This window comes from Salinispora oceanensis (genome assembly GCF_000383575.1).
Taxonomy (GTDB): Bacteria; Actinomycetota; Actinomycetes; order Mycobacteriales; family Micromonosporaceae; genus Micromonospora; species Micromonospora oceanensis.
Map to the genome: position 1 here is coordinate 2,068,361 of NZ_KB911579.1, position 18,038 is coordinate 2,086,398.

The 18,038-nt window shown below is 68.8% G+C and carries 16 protein-coding genes; 7 read left to right on the forward strand and 9 right to left on the reverse strand.

Annotated elements, in window-relative coordinates:
- Nucleotides 1-29: 29 nt before the first annotated feature.
- From dnaB to rpsF, 5 genes are all read right to left on the reverse strand, one after another.
- Entirely contained in the window at nucleotides 30-1,436 is a 1,407-nt protein-coding gene (dnaB, locus tag SALPAC4_RS0109680) for a replicative DNA helicase (protein ID WP_019870163.1), read from the reverse strand.
- 412 nt (nucleotides 1,437-1,848) lie between these two features.
- Nucleotides 1,849-2,295: a 50S ribosomal protein L9 gene (rplI, locus tag SALPAC4_RS0109685; RefSeq protein ID WP_018733075.1), complete on the reverse strand. Its 447-nt coding sequence runs from the start codon at nucleotides 2,293-2,295 to the stop codon at nucleotides 1,849-1,851.
- A gap of 14 nt (nucleotides 2,296-2,309) precedes the next feature.
- A complete protein-coding gene (gene rpsR / locus SALPAC4_RS0109690; RefSeq protein ID WP_007073789.1) occupies nucleotides 2,310-2,549 on the reverse strand; it encodes a 30S ribosomal protein S18 in 240 nt (79 codons plus the stop codon).
- Between the two features lie 41 nt (nucleotides 2,550-2,590).
- On the reverse strand, nucleotides 2,591-3,118 hold the full coding sequence (locus tag SALPAC4_RS0109695) for a single-stranded DNA-binding protein (RefSeq protein WP_019870164.1): 528 nt from the start codon (nucleotides 3,116-3,118) through the stop codon (nucleotides 2,591-2,593).
- A 91-nt stretch (nucleotides 3,119-3,209) separates the two neighbouring features.
- Nucleotides 3,210-3,500 carry a 30S ribosomal protein S6 gene (rpsF, locus tag SALPAC4_RS0109700; RefSeq protein WP_012015748.1) on the reverse strand — a complete coding sequence of 97 codons (291 nt, stop codon included), beginning with the start codon at nucleotides 3,498-3,500 and terminating at the stop codon, nucleotides 3,210-3,212.
- A gap of 534 nt (nucleotides 3,501-4,034) precedes the next feature.
- Here rpsF and SALPAC4_RS0109705 point away from each other — a divergent pair.
- Both SALPAC4_RS0109705 and SALPAC4_RS0109710 read left to right on the forward strand, forming a co-directional pair.
- Nucleotides 4,035-4,826: a deoxyribonuclease IV gene (locus tag SALPAC4_RS0109705; RefSeq protein ID WP_018745588.1), complete on the forward strand. Its 792-nt coding sequence runs from the start codon at nucleotides 4,035-4,037 to the stop codon at nucleotides 4,824-4,826.
- On the forward strand, nucleotides 4,823-6,991 hold the full coding sequence (locus SALPAC4_RS0109710) for a hypothetical protein (RefSeq protein ID WP_019870165.1): 2,169 nt from the start codon (nucleotides 4,823-4,825) through the stop codon (nucleotides 6,989-6,991). The genes SALPAC4_RS0109705 and SALPAC4_RS0109710 overlap by 4 nt, the downstream gene beginning before the upstream one ends.
- Before the next feature lie 16 nt (nucleotides 6,992-7,007).
- Here SALPAC4_RS0109710 and SALPAC4_RS0109715 read toward each other — a convergent pair whose 3' ends face one another.
- Both SALPAC4_RS0109715 and SALPAC4_RS0109720 read right to left on the reverse strand, forming a co-directional pair.
- The gene (locus SALPAC4_RS0109715; protein ID WP_027644834.1) at nucleotides 7,008-8,486 is read right to left on the reverse strand and encodes a glycosyltransferase family 87 protein; all 1,479 of its coding nucleotides are present in this window, start codon (nucleotides 8,484-8,486) and stop codon (nucleotides 7,008-7,010) included.
- 162 nt (nucleotides 8,487-8,648) lie between these two features.
- Complete coding sequence (locus SALPAC4_RS0109720) at nucleotides 8,649-10,850, reverse strand: transglycosylase domain-containing protein (RefSeq protein ID WP_223874727.1); 2,202 nt, start codon at nucleotides 10,848-10,850, stop codon at nucleotides 8,649-8,651.
- Between SALPAC4_RS0109720 and SALPAC4_RS28425 the strand changes: the two genes are divergently transcribed.
- A complete protein-coding gene (locus SALPAC4_RS28425; protein ID WP_027644835.1) occupies nucleotides 10,822-11,439 on the forward strand; it encodes a hypothetical protein in 618 nt (205 codons plus the stop codon). The genes SALPAC4_RS0109720 and SALPAC4_RS28425 overlap by 29 nt on opposite strands.
- Before the next feature lie 252 nt (nucleotides 11,440-11,691).
- Here the strand turns inward: SALPAC4_RS28425 and SALPAC4_RS0109730 are convergent, their stop codons facing one another.
- Nucleotides 11,692-12,147: a DUF5318 domain-containing protein gene (locus SALPAC4_RS0109730; protein ID WP_027644836.1), complete on the reverse strand. Its 456-nt coding sequence runs from the start codon at nucleotides 12,145-12,147 to the stop codon at nucleotides 11,692-11,694.
- A gap of 172 nt (nucleotides 12,148-12,319) precedes the next feature.
- Here SALPAC4_RS0109730 and SALPAC4_RS0109735 point away from each other — a divergent pair, with 172 nt between their 5' ends.
- The 3 genes from SALPAC4_RS0109735 to SALPAC4_RS0109745 all read left to right on the forward strand — a co-directional run bounded on the left by SALPAC4_RS0109735 (nucleotide 12,320) and on the right by SALPAC4_RS0109745 (nucleotide 15,090).
- Nucleotides 12,320-12,955 carry a PadR family transcriptional regulator gene (locus SALPAC4_RS0109735; protein WP_019870170.1) on the forward strand — a complete coding sequence of 212 codons (636 nt, stop codon included), beginning with the start codon at nucleotides 12,320-12,322 and terminating at the stop codon, nucleotides 12,953-12,955.
- A gap of 23 nt (nucleotides 12,956-12,978) precedes the next feature.
- On the forward strand, nucleotides 12,979-14,058 hold the full coding sequence (locus SALPAC4_RS0109740; protein ID WP_019870171.1) for an inositol-3-phosphate synthase: 1,080 nt from the start codon (nucleotides 12,979-12,981) through the stop codon (nucleotides 14,056-14,058).
- A gap of 117 nt (nucleotides 14,059-14,175) precedes the next feature.
- A complete protein-coding gene (locus SALPAC4_RS0109745; RefSeq protein WP_027644837.1) occupies nucleotides 14,176-15,090 on the forward strand; it encodes a hypothetical protein in 915 nt (304 codons plus the stop codon).
- Between the two features lie 107 nt (nucleotides 15,091-15,197).
- Here the strand turns inward: SALPAC4_RS0109745 and SALPAC4_RS0109750 are convergent, their stop codons facing one another.
- Nucleotides 15,198-15,815, reverse strand: coding sequence for a hypothetical protein (locus tag SALPAC4_RS0109750; RefSeq protein WP_019870173.1), 618 nt, complete (start codon nucleotides 15,813-15,815; stop codon nucleotides 15,198-15,200).
- Nucleotides 15,816-16,307: 492 nt separating this feature from the next.
- Here SALPAC4_RS0109750 and SALPAC4_RS0109755 point away from each other — a divergent pair, with 492 nt between their 5' ends.
- Complete coding sequence (locus tag SALPAC4_RS0109755) at nucleotides 16,308-18,026, forward strand: RCC1 domain-containing protein (protein ID WP_019870174.1); 1,719 nt, start codon at nucleotides 16,308-16,310, stop codon at nucleotides 18,024-18,026.
- Nucleotides 18,027-18,038: the final 12 nt, after the last annotated feature.

Below are 18,038 nucleotides of genomic sequence, written 5' to 3' on the forward strand. Positions count from 1 at the left end.
GGCTGGGCGCACCCGATCGCCCGGTCCACTCACACGATCGCCATGTCCACGAAGCGAGACAGGTGGAGCTGCGCGGCCACCGTCACGGTGTCGGTCGGCCCGTTCCGGTGCTTGGCCACGACGAAGTCCGCCTCCCCCGCCCGCGGCGACTCCTTGTCGTAGTAGTCGTCGCGGTGCAGCAGGATGACGACATCGGCGTCCTGCTCGATGGAGCCGGACTCCCGCAGGTCGGAGAGCTGGGGCCGCTTGTCGGTCCGCTGTTCGGGGCCACGGTTCAGCTGGCTGACCGCGATGACCGGGCACTCGACCTCCTTCGCGAGGAGTTTGAGGCCACGGGACAGGTCGGCGACCTCCTGCTGCCGGCTCTCCGTACGCTTCGGCGAGGTCATCAGCTGGAGATAGTCGACGACGATGAGCTTCAGATCGTGTCGCTGTTTGAGACGTCGCGCCTTGGCCCGGATCTCCATCAGGTTCATGCTCGGCGTGTCGTCCACGAAGAGCGGCGCCTCGCTGATCTCACCCATGCAGCGGGCGAGCTTCGTCCAGTCGTCGTCGGAGAGCTGACCGCTTCGCAGCACGTGCAGGGGCACCCGGGCCTCGGCCGAGAGAAGTCGCATCACGATCTCGACCTTGCTCATCTCCAGCGAGAAGATCGCCGCAGCCTGGTTGGCGCGAATCGCGGCGTTCCGCGCGAAGTCCATGCTCGCCGTGGACTTCCCGAGGCCGGGCCGCCCGGCGACGATGATGAGCTGGCCCGCCTGCAGACCGTTGAGGAGGCGGTCGAGGTCGGTGAAGCCGGTGGGAACGCCGGTCATCATGCCGTGCTGGGCGCCAACCGCCTCGATCTCGTCGAGCGTGGGCTGGAGCATGTCGGCGAGGATGGCGAAGTCCTCGCTGACCCGCCGCTCGGTGACGTCGTAGACGGCCTGCTGGGCGAGGTCGACGACGTCATCCACGTCCCGACTGCCGCTGGCGGCGGTGCCGAAGCCGAGCTGCACGATCCGGGTGCCGGCCTCGACCAGCCGCCGGAGCACGGCCCGCTCGCTGACGATCCGGGCGTAGTAGGCGGCGTTGGCCGCCGTGGGCACGCTGGCGATCAGGGTGTGCAGGTACGGTGCGCCCCCGATCCGGACCAGGTCGCCGGAGTCGGCCAGGGCCGCCGCGACCGTGATCGAATCGGCGGGCTCGCCCCGGCCGTAGATCTCGAGGATCTTGTCGAAGACGGTGGCGTGGACGGGTCGGTAGAAGTCGTTGCTCTTGAGAATCTCCACCACGTCGGCGATCGCGTCCTTGGAGAGGAGCATCCCGCCCAGCACGCACTGCTCGGCGGCGATGTCCTGCGGTGGGGTCTTCTCGAACTGGCCGTCCCGCTGCACCGGCACCGATGTCGGCCCGCCAGCACGCGGTTCGGCTGGCATCTCTTCGGCGACCGACACGGCTCCCCCTTCACACCGTCAACTCATCGTCCTGGCTGCACCGCGGAGTCACGGCCTTCTCCACCCGCAGGGCGATCGGGGGCCATCGCGCGGCGGGTCGGGTGGCAACCATACGGAAGACCAGGTGGGTGCCTCAACAGCAGCGGTGGACGAGTCTCGGGACAACCTGTGGAAAGCAGCGGGCAGGCATGTGCGCAGCTTGTGCACAGCCTGTGGATAACTGTGGAAGGATTCCCTCCAATACCGCCCTGAGCTCGAAAAATGGCATCCACACCCTGTGGATAAAAGAAACTGGGGCCCGGCGGGGACCGCCGCGGTCCGGCCGCATACAGATCGGGCCAGCCTCGGGCCGCACCACAGATCGGGCCCGCGCCGAATTCGGCGCGGGCCCGACCAGTGGTGCGGGTGGGTGTCAGCCCTGAACGACACTCAGGTCGAACGCGGCGGTCACCTCGGGGTGCAGCTTGATCCGCACCGGGTAGGAGCCGAGCGACTTGATCTGCCCGGGCAGCTCAAGTCGACGGCGGTCCAGCGTCGGGCCACCAGCGGCCTTGACGGCCGCGACGATCTCGGTGGCGGTAACCGAACCGAAGAGCCGACCGCCCTCGCCAGCGCGGGCCTTCAGGGCCACCTTCAGCCCTTCGAGCTGGCCCTTGACCTCGTTGGCGTGGCCGAGGTCGCGAATCTCGCGGGCCGACTGGGCCCGCTTGATGGACGTGACCTGCTTCTCCGCGCCCTTGGTCCAGGCGATCGCGAAGCCCTGCGGCAGCAGGTAGTTACGGCCGTAGCCGTTCTTGACCTCCACGATGTCCCCTGGGGCACCGAGGCCGGATACCTCCTGGGTCAGGATGATCTTCATGTCGGCGCCTCCTCTCAGCGAGCCGTCGCCGTGTACGGCAAGAGCGCCATCTCGCGGGCGTTCTTGACCGCGCGGGCGATCTGCCGCTGCTGCTGCGAGGTCACGCCAGTCACTCGCCGGGCACGGATCTTGCCACGGTCGGAGATGAACTTGCGCAGCAGCGCAGTGTCCTTGTAATCGATATAGGTGATCCCGTCCTTATCAAGCGGGTTCACCTTCTTCTTCGGCTTGCGAAGTGCCGCAGCCTTGGCCATTGACCTTGCTCCTGGTTTGCGATTGCGGGCGCTCGGCGCCATCAGAACGGAGGCTCCTCGTCGAAGTTGCCACCGCCGGACCCGCCACGCGAGGGAGCAGGAGCAGGAGCGGCCGAGGCCCACGGGTCGTCGAAGTTGCCTCCGCCGCCCTGGCCACCACCGCCGCCAAAACCACCACCGCCCGAGCGGGACATCTTCTGCACCTTCGCCGTGGCGTAGCGCAGCGACGGGCCGATCTCGTCGACCTCCAGCTCGATAACCGTGCGCTTCTCACCCTCGCGGGTCTCGTACGACCGCTGCCGCAGCCGACCGGACACGATCACGCGGGTGCCGCGCTGCAGCGACTCCGCGACGTGCTCGGCGGCCTGCCGCCACACGGTGCACGAGAGGAACAACGGCTCGCCGTCCTTCCACTCGCTGGACGACTTGTCGAAGAACCGGGGCGTCGAGGCGACCCGGAACTTGGCGACCGCCGCACCAGAGGGGGTGAATCGCAACTCGGGGTCATCGGTCAGATTACCGATGACCGTGATGATGGTTTCTCCTGCCATGACCGTCTCCTCGCGCACTCATCGTCTCGCCGAACAGGCTGACAGAGCCGTCCGACAATGCCGACGAGGCTGATCCGGGGGTGTCGGGGTCGGGTGGTCGGGGTGCGCCTCAGCGCACTTCCGGCCGAATAACCTTGGTACGCAGCACCGACTCGTTGAGCCGCAGCTGACGGTCTAGCTCGGCCACCGCCGCAGGCGTCGCCTGCAGGTCGATGACGGCGTAGATCCCCTCGGTCTTCTTGTCAATCTCGTACGCGAGGCGCCGGCGGCCCCACACATCGGTCTTCTCGACCGAGCCACCCGCGGTCCGAATCACGTTCAGGTACGTGTCGAGCGACGGGGCGACGGTGCGCTCCTCAAGGCTGGAGTCGAGGATCACCATGATCTCGTAATGACGCAAGACGTGCTCACCTCCTATGGGCTAGGCGGCCACGGTACTTCCGTGGCAGGAGGTCGTGCGTCGTGGCCCACTCCGGAACGGGGGGACCCGACCGGACGTGGACAACCGGACCAGGATACCCGGTCCGAAGGATCATGCCCGGGGCGGTAGAACGACCGCCGGACATGGTTCACGGGGGGCCCAGCCAGGACGTCGATGTCGTGGCTGGGCCCCCCGTGACCAGAGACCGCGGGGTGTCGCGTCCGCATTCCTTGGGTGGGACCTGGGGAGGAACGACCACACCGATGAGGTTGGACTGGCGACACCCCGCGGGGCTTCTTCATGTTGTTTCCCGACCATATCCCTGATGTGCAGGACTTGTCGGAGAATTCAGTAAATCCCAGACAATCTACTAATCTACGCCCACAGAACCGTCCATCCCACCTCGTTCAACGACCACTGATCGCTGCGGTGACGCACCTTTGACCGCTCCGGTTACGCGCGTCGCCGTACTGCGGTCACCGTCGCTCGGCGAACTCGACGTAGGCTCCCCGCATGCGTATCGGAGCCCACGTCGATTCGTCCGACCCACTGGCGGAGGCGACCGCACGAGCCGCCGACACCGTGCAGTTCTTCCTCTCCGACCCGCAGGGCTGGAAGGCACCGAAGCCGCGGGCGGACGCCGACCGGCTACGCAGCGCCGAGGTGGATCTCTACGTGCACGCGCCGTACGTGATCAACCTGGCCACGTTGAACAACCGGATCCGGATCCCCAGCCGCAAGCTCCTGCTCGCGCACGCCCGAGCCGCCGCCGCTGTCGGAGCCCGCGGCCTGATCGTGCACGGGGGCCACGTCAACGCCGGTGACGACCTCGCCACCGGTTTCGACAACTGGCGCAAGGCCTTCGCATACGCGGCGGAAGCTGGGGGCTTCGGCGTACCGGTGCTGATCGAGAACACCGCCGGCGGGACGAACGCCTGCGCCCGCCGGCTGGACGCGCTCGCCCGGCTCTGGGAGACGATCGGCGACCACGAGGTGGGCTTCTGCCTGGACACCTGCCACGCCTACGCGGGCGGTGAGGAATTGCTCGGGCTGGTCGACCGGATCAAGGCGATCACCGGGCGGATCGACCTGATTCACGCCAACAACTCCAAGGGCGCCTTCAACTCGGGTCAGGACCGACACGACAACCTGACTGGCGGCACGATCGACCCGGAACAGGTGGTGGCGGTGATCCGCGCGGCGGGCGCCCCGGTGGTGGTCGAGACCCCCGGCGGGGCGGACGGCCAGGCGGCCGACATCACCTTCCTCCGGGAGCAGCTCGGCGTGCCAGCCCCGACCGCATGACCACCGGACGCTCCGACAGCACACCGCCACCGAATCCCGAGGCGGCCAGCACCCCCGGCAACCGAAAGCCCACGAACAACATGGACAAACTCGACACCGACCCGGGTGACGCCAGGTCACCCAAGGATGGCTCCACAACCGCCGGCACCGGGAGCACCGCCGCGGGCAACGCCGACACCGCCACTACCGAGAGCACCACCGCCAGCGCCGACACCGCTTCTGCCACGACCAGCGCCGACACCGCGGAGACGGCTACCCAGACCGCCAAGGCGCAGACCGCTGCTGGCGGCACCGCCGAGAAGGGCGAGAAGGGCCAGGAGGGCGAGAAGGGCGAGAAGGACGAGGAGGGCCAGAAGGACGAGGAGGGCCAGAAGGACGAGGAGGAGAAGCGGGACCCGTTCGCCTCCTTCGGCCCCGCTCCGACGCCGGTGCCCACCCGTGTCGGCCGGGCAACCCGCGCCGTCGGCCGGTTTCTGGCGCACGAGTGGACGCTCGCGGCGCTCGGCTCACTGGCCCTGGCCGTCGCGATGACCTGGCCGACGCTGCGCTACCCGCGCTACACCCTGCCCCAGGACTACTGGGATCCGAGCCTGCAGGCGTGGCAGATGGCCTGGTCCGGGCACGCGCTGTTGACGGACCCGGGCCGGCTGCTGCACTCCAACGCGTTCTTTCCGGAACGGTGGAGCTTCGCCTTCTCCGACACCCTGCTGGGGTACGCCCCAGCGGGGATGATCGGGACCGGCCCCGAAGCGGCCCTGCTCCGATACAACATCATGTTTGTGCTGGCTCACGCCCTCGCCACGTTCGGGGCGTACGCGCTGGCCCGGCAGTTGGGTTCGGGCCGGATCGGCGCCGCGGTCGCCGGAGTGACCTACACGTACGCACCCTGGCTGCTCGCCCAGGCCGGGCACCTGCACGTCGTCTCCAACGGTGGTATCCCGCTGGCGCTGGCGATGCTCGCCCGAGGACACGGCTGGTCGCTGCGGCACGGCTACCGACCGGAGAAGCGACGGGTCGGTTGGGTCTACGCCGGCTGGCTGGTCGCCGCCTGGCAGCTGAGCCTCGGCTTCGGCATCGGGTTGCCGTTCGCGTACGTCCTTGCCGGGATCGGACTGGTCGCCACGGTGACCTGGTTCCTGCGGCGTTGGGTCGTCCGCCCGGTGCGACGCCCCTTCGGTCGACGGCTGTTCACCGCCGACGTGGTCGGCGGGCTGATCTTCGCCGCGGTCGGCGTACTCCTCGCGCTTCCCTACTTCACCGTCGCCGAGCTGCATCCGCAGGCGGAGCGAACCGCCGGCGACCTCTCCTTGTTCTCCCCACCCGCGAGGGGCTTCCTCACCGCGCCGGCCGAGTCACGGATCTGGGGTGACCTACACGAGGGGGCTCGGGCGACGCTGCCCTGGCAGCCGGAGATGACGTTGCTGCCCGGGTACGTCCTCTACGCGCTCGCCCTGGGCGGCCTCTTCTTCTCGGTGTGGCGGGTCCGGCACCGGCTCCTGCTGCTGGCGGGGGTCGTGGTCAGCATGGTGCTGGCGATGGGCACCGCACTCTTCGACGGGCAGTACACCTTCGTGCCGCTCTTCGAGCACCTACCCGGCTGGAACGGCCTGCGTACGCCGGGCCGGCTGATGCTCTGGGCGACGCTGCTGCTCGGGCTGCTCGCGGCCGGCGCGGTGAGCGCCTTCGCCGGGCGGGTCCGGAAGATCTCCGCCGCGCGGATCCCTTCTTGGCCGAGCCCGTGGCTGCGGTTGGCCACGCTGCTGCCACTGCTGCTGGTGACCGTTGAGGGGCTGAACCGCACGCCGCACCCGGTCGTCCCGGTGCAGCCCGCGGCGATGCGCACGGTGGACGGCCCGCTGCTCGTGCTGCCGAGCGACCAGGGCCATGACCAGGCGGTCATGCTCTGGTCAACCACCCACTTCCAGGACATCGTCAACGGTGGGAGCGGCTTCACCCCGGCCCTGCTCGAGGAGGTTCGTCGGGTAACGGTCACGTTCCCCGACCAGGCCAGCGTCGACTACCTGCGCACCCTGGGCGTTCGCAACGTACTGATCCCCCGGGATCAGGTGGCCGGCACGCCCTGGGAGTTCAGCATCGACGAGCCGGGTGACCTGCTCGGCATCACCCGGGAGGAGATCGGCGACGTGGTCGTCTACCGCCTGTGACCGGCGCGAGATCCGGTCACAGGCGGTAGACAACCGTGGACGCTCGCTGTCTGGCCACCCAGGGGGCGTCCGGTGCGCCGTCGATGACCCCGCCGTCCGGATCGTCGGGGTAGGTGGCCCGTACCGCGTCCTGCTCCGGCCGGAGAATCTCCTGGATGACCAGCACGCAGAGCACGACGACGGTGGTCAGCCGGAACGCGGCGGCCAGCACGAAGACGCCCTCGGGAAAGACCGGCGTGCCGGTGGAGGTGCCCAGCAGCTCGCCGTAGAAGGCCAGGAAGTAGCCGACCTCGGCGAGCTGCCAGGCCAGGAAGGCGCCCCACTTGGGGCGGGCGAGCACAACGAGGGGCAGCAGCCAGAGCACGAACTGCTGCGACCAGACCTTGCTGAAGATCAGGAAGGCGGCGACCACGAGGAAGGCGAGCTGGGCGAGGCGCGGGCGGCGCGGGGCCCGCAGGGCCAGCACGGCGATGCCGATGCAGGCCAGGAAGAACAGCGCGTACGCCAGGTTGTTCAGCACCGGAATGTTGTTGCTCAGCCACTCGAAGGGGCCGGCGCCGGGCTCGCCGATCTTGCCGTCGAGGTAGCGGCCGATATACCAGAGGGTGCCCCAGTCGATCGGCCGTTCCGTGTTGAGCTCCAGGAAGCGTCCCCAGTTGGTGGGGTTGGTCAGCGCGGCGGGGAGGTTCACCAGGACCAGCGCCATTGCGCCCGTAACGATCGCGGTGAGCGCGGCCCACAGCCGGCTACTTCGAATGGCCAGCAGCAGGATCGGCCAGAAGAGGAAGAGCGGCCAGAGCTTCGCGGCCCCGCCCAGGCCGAGCAGGAGGCCGGCCAGCACGGGTTTGCGGCGCGCCCAGGCGAAGAGGCCGAAGGCGGCCAGTCCGATGGCGAGAAAGTCCCAGTTGACGGTGGCGGTGAGTAGCAGCGCGGGGGCGAGCGCGAAGAGTGCCGCGTCCCAGGGTCGTCGACGCCGTAGCGCCAGGATCACCGCGACGGTGGCCACCGCCAGCGCCCCGAGCACGAGCGCGTTCAGGTTGTAGAACCACTGGGCCTGGTTCAGGCCGGGGTCCGCGCTGCCGAGCGCGTGCACCGGCAGGCCGAGGGCACCCATGAAGTAGCCGGTGAGTACCGGATACTCCACCGGGTGGTCCCGGTAGGGGACCTTGCCCTCATTGAGCCCTTCGGCGTAGTAGAGGGCGAGCACGTCGGTGTAGCAGAAGCGGGTGTACTGGACGTTGTTCGTCCAGGCGCCGTCCTGGCAGGGCGACTTCTGCACCCAGTGCAGGGCCATCGTCAGGCAGACCAGGGCCAGGACGATCCGGACCGCGGTCCAGAACCGACGCTCCCCGCCGGCCGGCCGGTCCAGCGCGGTGGCGTGGTCGCCCAACGGGCCGCCGATCAGGCCGGAGACACCACGAACGAAGCCGTCGGAGCGGGACGGGTGATCCGGCGCGGCGGCGTTGTCCGTGCCACCCGTCGTCTGCGTCTTCATGACGTGCATCCTGCACTAGATCCGCGTCGCCGTCGTGCACCTGGATGGCGAGACAGTTGGCCCGCACCGCACGGTCGGTCTGGACGTCGCCGACACCGCGCCGCCGCGCCCACCTAGCGAGGTGGAAGGCGCGGCGGCGCGGTACGGCGTTCGCCGGCCCGGCTAGTCCCGCCCGGGTCGGTCGGTGCCTCCGTTCGGTGGTGGCGGGAACCCGATATCCCCACCGTTGCCACCGCCGTTGTTGTTGTCACCGCCGTTGTCGTTGTCGTCATTGTCGTTGTTGTCATTGTCGCTGCAGAACAGGCCGAACGGGCCACAGTCCGGCTCCGGTGGCTCCGGCAGCTCGCCGTTACCGGCCTTGTCGTCCCCGACTCCGGTGATGCTCGGCAGGTCAGACTTGGGCGCGTCTTTCAGCGCCTCGCTCATGAACTTCTTCCACACATCCGACGGCAGGCCGCTGCCACCGATGTCCTCCTTGCTCTTGTCAAGAATCGCGCGGTTCTCGGTGTCCTTGCTGCCGATCCAGATCGCGGTCGCCAGGTTGTCGTCGTAGCCGACCATCCAGGCGTTCGAGTTATGATCGGTATTGACCAATTCCCAGGTACCGGTCTTCCCGGCCACCTCCCGCCCGGAGGGTGCGCTGCCGTAATCCTTCGGGATCTGCTTGAGCACCGCGGTCACCTCATCGGTGACCTCCTTGCGGATCCGTTGCTGCCCGTCCAGCTTCTCGCCGGTCCCGCGGACGACCTTCCACTCGCCGGTCGTCTCGTCCTTCTGCTCGACCTTGAGCACGAAGTGTGCCTGGTGAAAGACGCCGTCGTTCGCCAGCGTCGCGAGACCGTTGGCGTGGTCGAGAACGGTGATCGGGTACTGGCCATAGCCCACCACCCGGTCGAACTTCGATGGCGCCAGGTCCTCCGGCTTCTCCGCCAACAGGTTGTACGGCTTGACCGGGTTGTCGGTCCACATGGTGGTGATACCCGCCTGCCGGGCCATGCTCACCACCTTGTCCTCGCCGATCTGCTCCGCCACGTGGAAGAACGGAACGTTGTATGACTTCACCGTCGAATAGTCGAGAGTGCAGGACTTGCCGCAAGTCTTACTGACGTCTCGGCCCGCGTTATAGATGCGGTTGTCGTAACCCTCCGGCGTGAAGGGCGTGGCGTCCCACACCGAGTTGACGGAGATGCCGGCCTCGATGGCGGCGGCCAGCGTGTAAACCTTGAAGGACGAGGCGGGCGGGTGGCCACCGGTGAGCACGCCCTCCAGGGTGTTCTTGCCGGCATAGTCAATATTGGCGCCACTCTCCCCGCCGTAGTAGGCGAGCACCCGGCCGGTCTTGGGGTCCACGGCGACTCCGGCGGCCTGCAGGTTATCCGGCTCGCCGTTGAGGGGCGAGCCCTCCGCCTCCGCCCGGGCCGCATTCTCCATCGCGGTCTGCATCTTGTCGTCGATGGTGGTGGTGATCCGGTAACCACCCGTGCGCAGCTCGTCAGAGCAGGACGGCCTACCCTCGGCCCCCGTGTTGGTGCAGAGCCCCCACTGCTCCATCTCCGCCCGCACGTAGTTGATGACGTTGCCACGGGGGGTCGCCGTACCGAAGCCGTTGCCCCCCTCGGCCATCGGCTTCACCTCCGGAAACTCGGTCGGCCGCTCCGCGGCGTCGAGCCAGCCCTCGGCCACCATCCCGTCAAGGACGTAGTCCCACCGCGCCGTCGCGTCATCGGGACTTGTCGCCGGGTCGTACCCATTGTGGGTGGCGGTCTTCTCCGGCTGCTTGATGAGCCCGGCCAGCACCGCGCCCTCGCCGACGGTCAACTCGCTGGCGGGCTTGCCGAAGAAGGTCTGCGCCGCGGCCTCCACCCCGTAGGCACCACGGCCGAAGTAGATCACGTTGAGGTAGTTCTCCATGATCTTGTCCTTGCTGAACTCGTCGTTCAGCTTGGAGGCGAAGATCGCCTCCCGCACCTTTCGGGCGTAGGTGTCGTCCTCAAGGCTCTCGTAGGCGTTACGCGCGTACTGCTGCGTGATCGTGGACGCGCCCTGCCGGCCACCGCCGGTGAGGTTGTTCCAGGCGGCCCGGACGATGCCCTTGTAGTCGACGCCCGAGTGCCGGTAGAAGTTCCGGTCCTCGGCTGCGGCGACCGCGTCCCGGACGTGCTGCGGCATCTGGCTGATGGTGACCAACGTGCGGTTCTCGTTACCGAGCTTCGCGACCAGGCCCTTGCCGTCACGCGTGTAGACCGTCGTCGACTGCGGAAGTGGGATCTGATCGGGCAGGACGACGTTGGTGGAGAAGTAGGTGAAGCCTACGACGCCCAACCCGGCGAGCATGATGAAGACCGCGAACGAGGCGATCAACATGTTCGCCCGCTTCCGCTTCTTCGCCCGCCCGGCGTTCGGGTCACGGCCACCGCTCCGGGATCGGCCCGATCCACCGGGGCCACCGGGACCACCGCCGGCCGGCGCGACGCCGGCCCGCGCCACCGAAGCCCGGCCCCCGGCCGCTGCGGCGCCGGCTCGGGCCCGCCCCGCGGACGCCGACCCAACGGACGCCGAACCAACCGAGGCCGAGCCGCTCGCGGCGCCGACGCTCGCGCGCCCGGCGGAGCCGCCCGGCGCCGGGGATACCGGCACGGAGGCGCGTCCGGGACCAGCGGGCGCCGGCACCGAAGCGCGACCCGGCCCACCGGATCCTGGCACCGAAGCGCGACCCGGGCCACCGGACGCCGGCACCGAGGCGCGAGCGGCCCGACCGACCGAGGCCGATCCGGCGGTGCCCTGGGCGGGGACGGATGCCGAGCCACCAACCGAGGCCCGGCCGCTGGACGCACCGCCCCGGGGTGTCACCGAGGCGCGGCCCGCTGTTCCCTCCGGTGCGGCCGACTGGCCGCGCGCCGCACCATCGGGGGCGCGGTACGCGTCGTCGGCCCGCCCGGGGACGCCGTGCTGACCCGGTATCTGGGCCCGCCCGCGCGAGGAGCTGGGGTCGCCGTACGAGTTCATTCTTCACACCCTGCCGGTCGCGGTGGAGCGCTGCCGCGCCACCACCGGGTTGCCGTGAGTTGCGGCACCAGGTGCTCCGACGCGGTCACGTCAAAGACAAAGGTGCCTATTTGCCAATCAAGCGGGCTAATCGGACTATCAGGCCATCGATCGGTCTGGGGGACGGCCCGCGGGGCCGAAGCGACCGATCGTCCTGACGTCACCGTTGCGCCTCTCGCCTCCGTTGCCCGTCCGGGGCATCCGTGGTGGGCACCCCGCCCGCTGCGACCTGCTCCGGCCCGTTCTCCGCCAGCCCGTCCCGCCCGAGCAGATACTGCTCGATGAGGTGGTTCCAGTCGCACCCAAGGCACACTTCTACCACGAAGACCTGAAACTCACGCAGCGTCATCGCCAGCGCGGGCAGCTCCACCAGCCTCCGAGCCTGACCGGCGGACTGCCGGAGTTCGTCGCCGTAAATGTAGTGCACGCGCGTCAGGTTCTCACTCCGACAGATCGGGCACCGCTCGTCGGTTGGCTCGCCGTGGAACCGGGCCGCGTTCTTCAGGTAGGGCGAGGCGTCGCAGAGGTCGTCCGGGCCGACCCGGTTAGCCAGGAGATCCCGCAGCGCCGCCCGCTTCCGGAGCGAGTAGTCGACCACCTGACGCTGCGTACGCATGAGCACGAGGGTACGCGGTGCCACCCCACCCGGCGACCGGGGTAACTACCTGTAATCGAGACACGGCGGTGCGGTGTTTGCCCCACCTGCGGCGATCCGCTAGCGTGTCGATGTATCGGGCCGATACATCGTCGTGGTTAGTGCTCGGATGAGCAGGGTAAGGAGGAGGGCAGTGCTCGAATTCGCCATCCTCGGTCTCCTGCAGGAGGCGCCGATGCACGGTTATGAGCTCCGCAAGGAGCTCACCGCGAAGCTCGGCGCCATCCGGGCGGCGATCAGCTACGGAACCCTCTACCCAACCCTGCGCCGCCTACAGGCGGCCGGGTGGATCACCGAGGCCAACGAGACACCCACCACCTCGGATGTTCCCGCGCTGACCAGTCGACGAGGCCGCGTGGTCTACGAGATCACCGCGGAGGGCAAGGAACGGTTCGCCCAACTCATCGCCCAAGCCGGGCCCGAGACGTATGACGACACCGGTTTCGGTGTGCACTTCGCGTTCTTCGCCCGCACCGACCAGGCAACCCGACTTCGCATCCTGGAGGGTCGCCGTCGCAAGATCGAGGAGCGCCGCGAAGGGCTCCGCGACGTGCTTGGTCGCGCCGCCGAGCGGCTCGACGCGTACACCATGGAACTGCAGCGCCACGGCCTGGAGGCCTGTGAGCGTGAGGTCCGCTGGCTGGAGGAGCTCATCGCCAACGAGCGCTCCGGCCGTGCCCCGACAGCCCCGACCACCGGGGCCGCCGGCGGTCGACCAGAAGACAACAGCCCGCCTCCGCCTGGCGAGTCCAGGAAAGAGCGGCCGTGATGAAGGAGAAGGAGGCAGACGCTATGGGCTCCGTCCGCGTCGCCATCGTCGGTGTCGGTAACTGCGCCTCGTCCCTCGTGCAGGGCGTGGAGTACTACCGGAACGCCGACCCGAACGACCGCGTCCCGGGTCTCATGCACGTCACCTTCGGCGACTACCACGTCTCGGACGTGGAGTTCGTCGCGGCGTTCGATGTGGACGCCAAGAAGGTGGGCATGGACCTCGCTGAGGCGATCGTCGCCAGCGAGAACAACACCATCAAGCTGTGCGACGTGCCCCCGACCGGGGTGACCGTGCAGCGTGGCCCGACGTTCGACGGTCTCGGCCAGTACTACCGCGAGATCATCGAGGAGTCCGACGCCAAGGCGGTGGACGTGGCCGAGGCGCTGCGCGCGGCCAAGGTCGATGTGGTCGTGGCCTACCTGCCGGTGGGCTCCGAGGAGGCCGACAAGTTCTACGCGCAGGCCGCGATCGACGCCGGCTGCGCCTTCGTCAACGCCCTCCCGGTCTTCATCGCCTCCGACCCGGTCTGGGCGAAGAAGTTCGAGGACGCGGGCCTGCCGATCGTCGGCGACGACATCAAGAGCCAGGTCGGTGCCACCATCGTGCACCGCGCGCTGGCGAAGCTGTTCGAGGACCGCGGCGTCGAGCTGCTGCGCACGTACCAGCTCAACTTCGGCGGCAACATGGACTTCATGAACATGTTGGAGCGCAACCGCCTGGTCTCCAAGAAGATCTCGAAGACCCAGTCGGTGACCTCCCAGGTGCCGCACGAGATGGCCAAGAGCGACGTGCACATCGGCCCCTCGGACCACGTACCGTGGCTGGACGACCGCAAGTGGGCCTACATCCGCCTGGAGGGCCGCTCCTTCGGTGACACCCCGCTCAACGCGGAGCTGAAGCTCGAGGTGTGGGACTCGCCGAACTCCGCCGGCGTCATCATCGACGCGGTCCGGGCCGCGAAGATCGCCATGGACCGGAAGATCGGCGGCCCGATCCTGTCGGCGTCGTCATACTTCATGAAGTCCCCGCCGGTGCAGTACGCCGACTCCGACGCGCACGCCGCCGTCGAGGAGTTCATCGCCGGCGAGATCGAGCGCTGACGTTCTGACGAACGGTGTGGGCCGGGGCCGGGTGGCTCCGGCCCACACCGCCGTTGCGGACGAGCACACCGTGCCGCGCCCGCCGTGGGACGGCGCACCACCACCGCCCGTGGCAGCATGACGGCAGTGCGCCTACGACCGCTACTTCTCGGAACTGCGGCCGTACTGGCCACCGCCCACGTCCTCGGCGTCCTGTTCGACAATCCCCCGCTGCGCCACGCGGAGATCCTGGCCCTGCTGGCGCTCGGGGGCTACGCGCTCCTCGGTGAGCTGCCGAAGCCCCGCTGGGTCGTACCGGCCACACTCCTCGTGCTCGTCGTGGAGGCCTACCGCAGCGTTCCGGCCGCCATCAGCCCTGACAGTGACCTGCAGCTGCTGCTCCCCGCGCCCGTAGGCCCCTCTCCGTCGCCGGTCATGCTCACCGACGGTCTCGCCCTGACCTGGGCGCCCCTGGCTGTTTGCCTGCTGCTGCTCGGAACCGGACTTCGTTGGCCGATCGCTCGCAAGCCGGCCGCGCGGCGCGGGCCGGTCGTCGCGGGCACCGTACTCGCCACTCTGCTGTTCATGGCCTATCCAGCCGTCCGGCTCGGCGAGATAGCCCTCGACCTGTCCGCGCGAGCGCAATCGAATTCCACCTCGACCGACCGGATCCGGACGACCATGGTCAGCACCGGTTCGGTGCTGCTGGCGCCACTCGTACTCGGGCTGGCCGCGATCTGTCTCACCGCCGTACTGTTTCGGCGGGGTCGGGCGATCGCCGCCCTAGGTGCCGCGCTCCTCGCTGTCGCCGCCCTGCCACAGGTGGACCTGGCGCTTGCCACGGTGGACTTGCTGCTCGCCGTCAGGTTGAGCCCCGCCGTGGTCAGCTCGTTCGCCGTCACGCCACCGTCGCCGATCGCGCCACCAGCACTGATCGCGGCGCCGCTTCCCGCGCTGGCCGCCACCATCGAACTGACCGCGTACGCGCTGCTCGCTGTCGGCCTGACTCGCGCCGGGCGCCGCGAGCAGACCATCACCAACAGTCCGCACTGACGGCTCGAAAACGCAGCGCTCTCCAGAGACAGCCGTTGGCCGGCACCCGAACCGGGTGCCGGCCAACAACGTGTTCCCCTTGCGGGTCAGTTATGTGGTGCGGTGGGTCAGCTGGTCCAGTGCTCGGCCACCAGGTCGGCGGCCTGGGTCTCCCACTGGGCGTAGTGGAACGGGAACGCCGACACCTGCACCTTCTGCGCGGCCTCGGTCAACGGCAACTCCTGCCAGCCCTCGACCTGCTTCAAACCCTTCAGGAACGCGGTGGTGGAGTACTCGGGGTCGGTGATCTGCTCCACCGTGCCCCAGCCAGACGACGGACGCTGCTGGAACAGGCCCTGCGAGTCGTGGTCGTTACGAGCACCCAGGTGACCCAGGTTCTCCAGCTTCGACTCCTGCAGGCTGGTGGCGATCGCTACCACGGCGGCCCGCTCGTCCATCTCGGCCTTCTTCGTGGCCTCGATGATGGCCTTCACGTTGCCGGTCTGCTCGCCACCCAGGTCGATCCGCGACTGCTCACCCTGCGTGCCGTGCGGGATCAGCGTATCCATGTCCGGCTTCTCCGCCGGCACCGCAGCCGCCGTGGTGGTCGCGGCCGCCGACGTGCTCGGGGTGGCGGTGGGGGTGGAAGCGGTGGTGGTGTCGAAGGCCTGCGGGCCAGCGACCACACCGGCACCGAAGGCCAGACCAGCAATACCAAGTGCACTACGAAGCATGATCGTGTTCATGAGTGTTGCTCCATTCGGGGGTCGACACCCACACGCACCCGAAGGGGGTCGGGAACGGGGTGCAAGCACCGTCCGGCGCTCAAAGAACCAAGGGATAGGTCGGCGACCGCGGTCTCGTCGGGACACGCACGGCGCCGGGTCCAGATGTAACGACCGGCCGGCCGCCACCATTCCCGGCGGCCGTCCCCGCTTACGGCGGGGCACTTCCTCGGTCGTACGCATGGTGTAACGCCCCGGCGCCCGCCACGATTCCGCCCGCACCATGACCCCGGTCACGCACCGATCAGGCACATACCGGACAGGCGGCCCCCGAGATCAGGGGGCATCGACCTCAGTGGTGGCCTTCCCGGCACACCCCTCGGCGGTCGGTGTCCGGACGCGGACGTTTGGTCGATTCAAGCATTGCCGGGCGTTTCTCAGCCGGTCCAGGAGATCGGTCACCGATGATACGTTCGTTTGGTTTTGCGCAGCACTGTCCGCTCGGAGGTAGGAATGATGCCGGAAATTCCCCGGTGGGTAGTCCGGGACACCGACGCGCGCCGGGCGGGACGCACCGTGGCCGGCTGGTTCTTCCTCGCGCTGGCGGTGACCGTGACGCAGGTGAACGGCGGGTGGCCTGCCCTCGCGCAGCAGCAGCCCGCCGCGTCCAGCGCGATGTCGGAGACCGTCCTCGCCTGGGGAGGAAACGGCCAGGGCGAGCTCGGCAACGGCACCACCACCGACAGCTCCGTCCCGGTGGAAGCGGAGCTACCGGCCAACACCACGATCACCGCCATCGCGGCCGGCAACGGCCACAGCCTCGCGTTGACCTCCGATGGCGCCGTCCTCGCCTGGGGCGAGAACCTCTCCGGTGAGCTGGGCGACGGCACCAACACCAACCGCAATACCCCGGTGGAGGTCAACCTCCCCCCGAACACCACGATCACCGCCATCGCGGCCGGCCACAACCACAGCCTCGCGTTGACCTCCGATGGCGCCGTCCTCGCCTGGGGCTACAACTTCTTCGGCCAGTTGGGCGACGGCACCACCACCAACCGCAACACCCCCGTGAACGTCAACCTGCCGACCGGCACCACCATCACCTCCATCGCCGCCGGCGCCGTCCACAGCCTGGCGATAACCACAGCCGGCACCGCCCTCGCCTGGGGCGGTAACTACTCGGGCCAACTGGGCGACGGCACCACCGACAACAGGAACACCCCGGTGGAGGTGGACCTACCGACCGGCACCACCATCACCTCCATCGCCGCCGGCGGCGTGCACAGCCTGGCGGCAACCTCCACCGGCACCGCCTTCGCCTGGGGCAGTAACACCTACGGCGAGCTGGGCGACGGCACCAACACCGACCGCAACACCCCGGTGGCCGTCAATCTCCCCCCGAACACCACGGTCACCGCCATCACCGCCAGCGCCATCCACAGCCTGGCGATGACCTCCACCGGCACCGCCCTCGCCTGGGGCTACAACTACTACGGCCAACTGGGCGACGGCACCACCACCAACCGCAACACCCCAGTGAACGTCAACCTGCCGACCGGCACCACCATCACCACCATCGCCGCTGGCGGTGGCCACAGCCTGGCGATGACCTCCACCGGCACCGCCCTCGCCTGGGGCTACAACTACTACGGCCAACTGGGCGACGGCACCACCAATCACCGCAACACCCCAGTGAACGTCAACCTGCCGACCGGCACCGCCATCGCCACCATCACCGCCGGCAACGACCACGGCATGGCCCTCATCGAACCACCAAGCTCCACCACCACGCTGGAGGTCGCACCGCGGAACCCGGAACCGGATCAGGACGTCACTCTCACCGCCACCGTCACCTGCACCACCGACGCCCCCACCGGAACCATCACCTTCCGAAACGGCAGCAGCGACCTCCACACCGTGCCCCTGGACGGCACCAACGCCGCCGCCCACACCACCAGGCTCCCGGCCGGCACCCACACCCTCACCGCCCACTACACCAGCACCAACACCTGCCCCAGCGGCCAGTCGGAGGCCACCACCATCACCATCGACACACCCACCAGCCCCAGCCCTAGCCCCGCCGAGCCCGGCGACCCTGGCGACCCCGGCGGCCTCCCCATCACCGGCCCAAGTCTGCCCACCACCGTTGGCACCGCCGCCCTGCTCCTCCTCATCGGCACCGCCCTGATCCACCTCGCCCGCCGACGCCGACCAACACACCACCCGCGCTGAGCGAGCCGTGGT

Bases quoted from the DNA above. Each gene is read 5' to 3' on its own strand.
- SALPAC4_RS0109740 (WP_019870171.1), top strand. From the start codon at position 12,979: ATGGGCTCCGTCCGCGTCGCCATCGTCGGTGTCGGTAACTGCGCCTCG.
- SALPAC4_RS0109745 (WP_027644837.1), top strand. From the start codon at position 14,176: ATGACGGCAGTGCGCCTACGACCGCTACTTCTCGGAACTGCGGCCGTA.
- SALPAC4_RS0109750 (WP_019870173.1), bottom strand. From the start codon at position 15,815: ATGAACACGATCATGCTTCGTAGTGCACTTGGTATTGCTGGTCTGGCC.
- SALPAC4_RS0109710 (WP_019870165.1), top strand. From the start codon at position 4,823: ATGACCACCGGACGCTCCGACAGCACACCGCCACCGAATCCCGAGGCG.
- SALPAC4_RS0109720 (WP_223874727.1), bottom strand. From the start codon at position 10,850: ATGTTGATCGCCTCGTTCGCGGTCTTCATCATGCTCGCCGGGTTGGGC.
- SALPAC4_RS0109705 (WP_018745588.1), top strand. From the start codon at position 4,035: ATGCGTATCGGAGCCCACGTCGATTCGTCCGACCCACTGGCGGAGGCG.
- SALPAC4_RS28425 (WP_027644835.1), top strand. From the start codon at position 10,822: ATGAAGACCGCGAACGAGGCGATCAACATGTTCGCCCGCTTCCGCTTC.
- SALPAC4_RS0109755 (WP_019870174.1), top strand. From the start codon at position 16,308: ATGATGCCGGAAATTCCCCGGTGGGTAGTCCGGGACACCGACGCGCGC.
- SALPAC4_RS0109730 (WP_027644836.1), bottom strand. From the start codon at position 12,147: ATGCGTACGCAGCGTCAGGTGGTCGACTACTCGCTCCGGAAGCGGGCG.
- rplI (WP_018733075.1), bottom strand. From the start codon at position 2,295: ATGAAGATCATCCTGACCCAGGAGGTATCCGGCCTCGGTGCCCCAGGG.
- rpsR (WP_007073789.1), bottom strand. From the start codon at position 2,549: ATGGCCAAGGCTGCGGCACTTCGCAAGCCGAAGAAGAAGGTGAACCCG.
- SALPAC4_RS0109715 (WP_027644834.1), bottom strand. From the start codon at position 8,486: ATGAAGACGCAGACGACGGGTGGCACGGACAACGCCGCCGCGCCGGAT.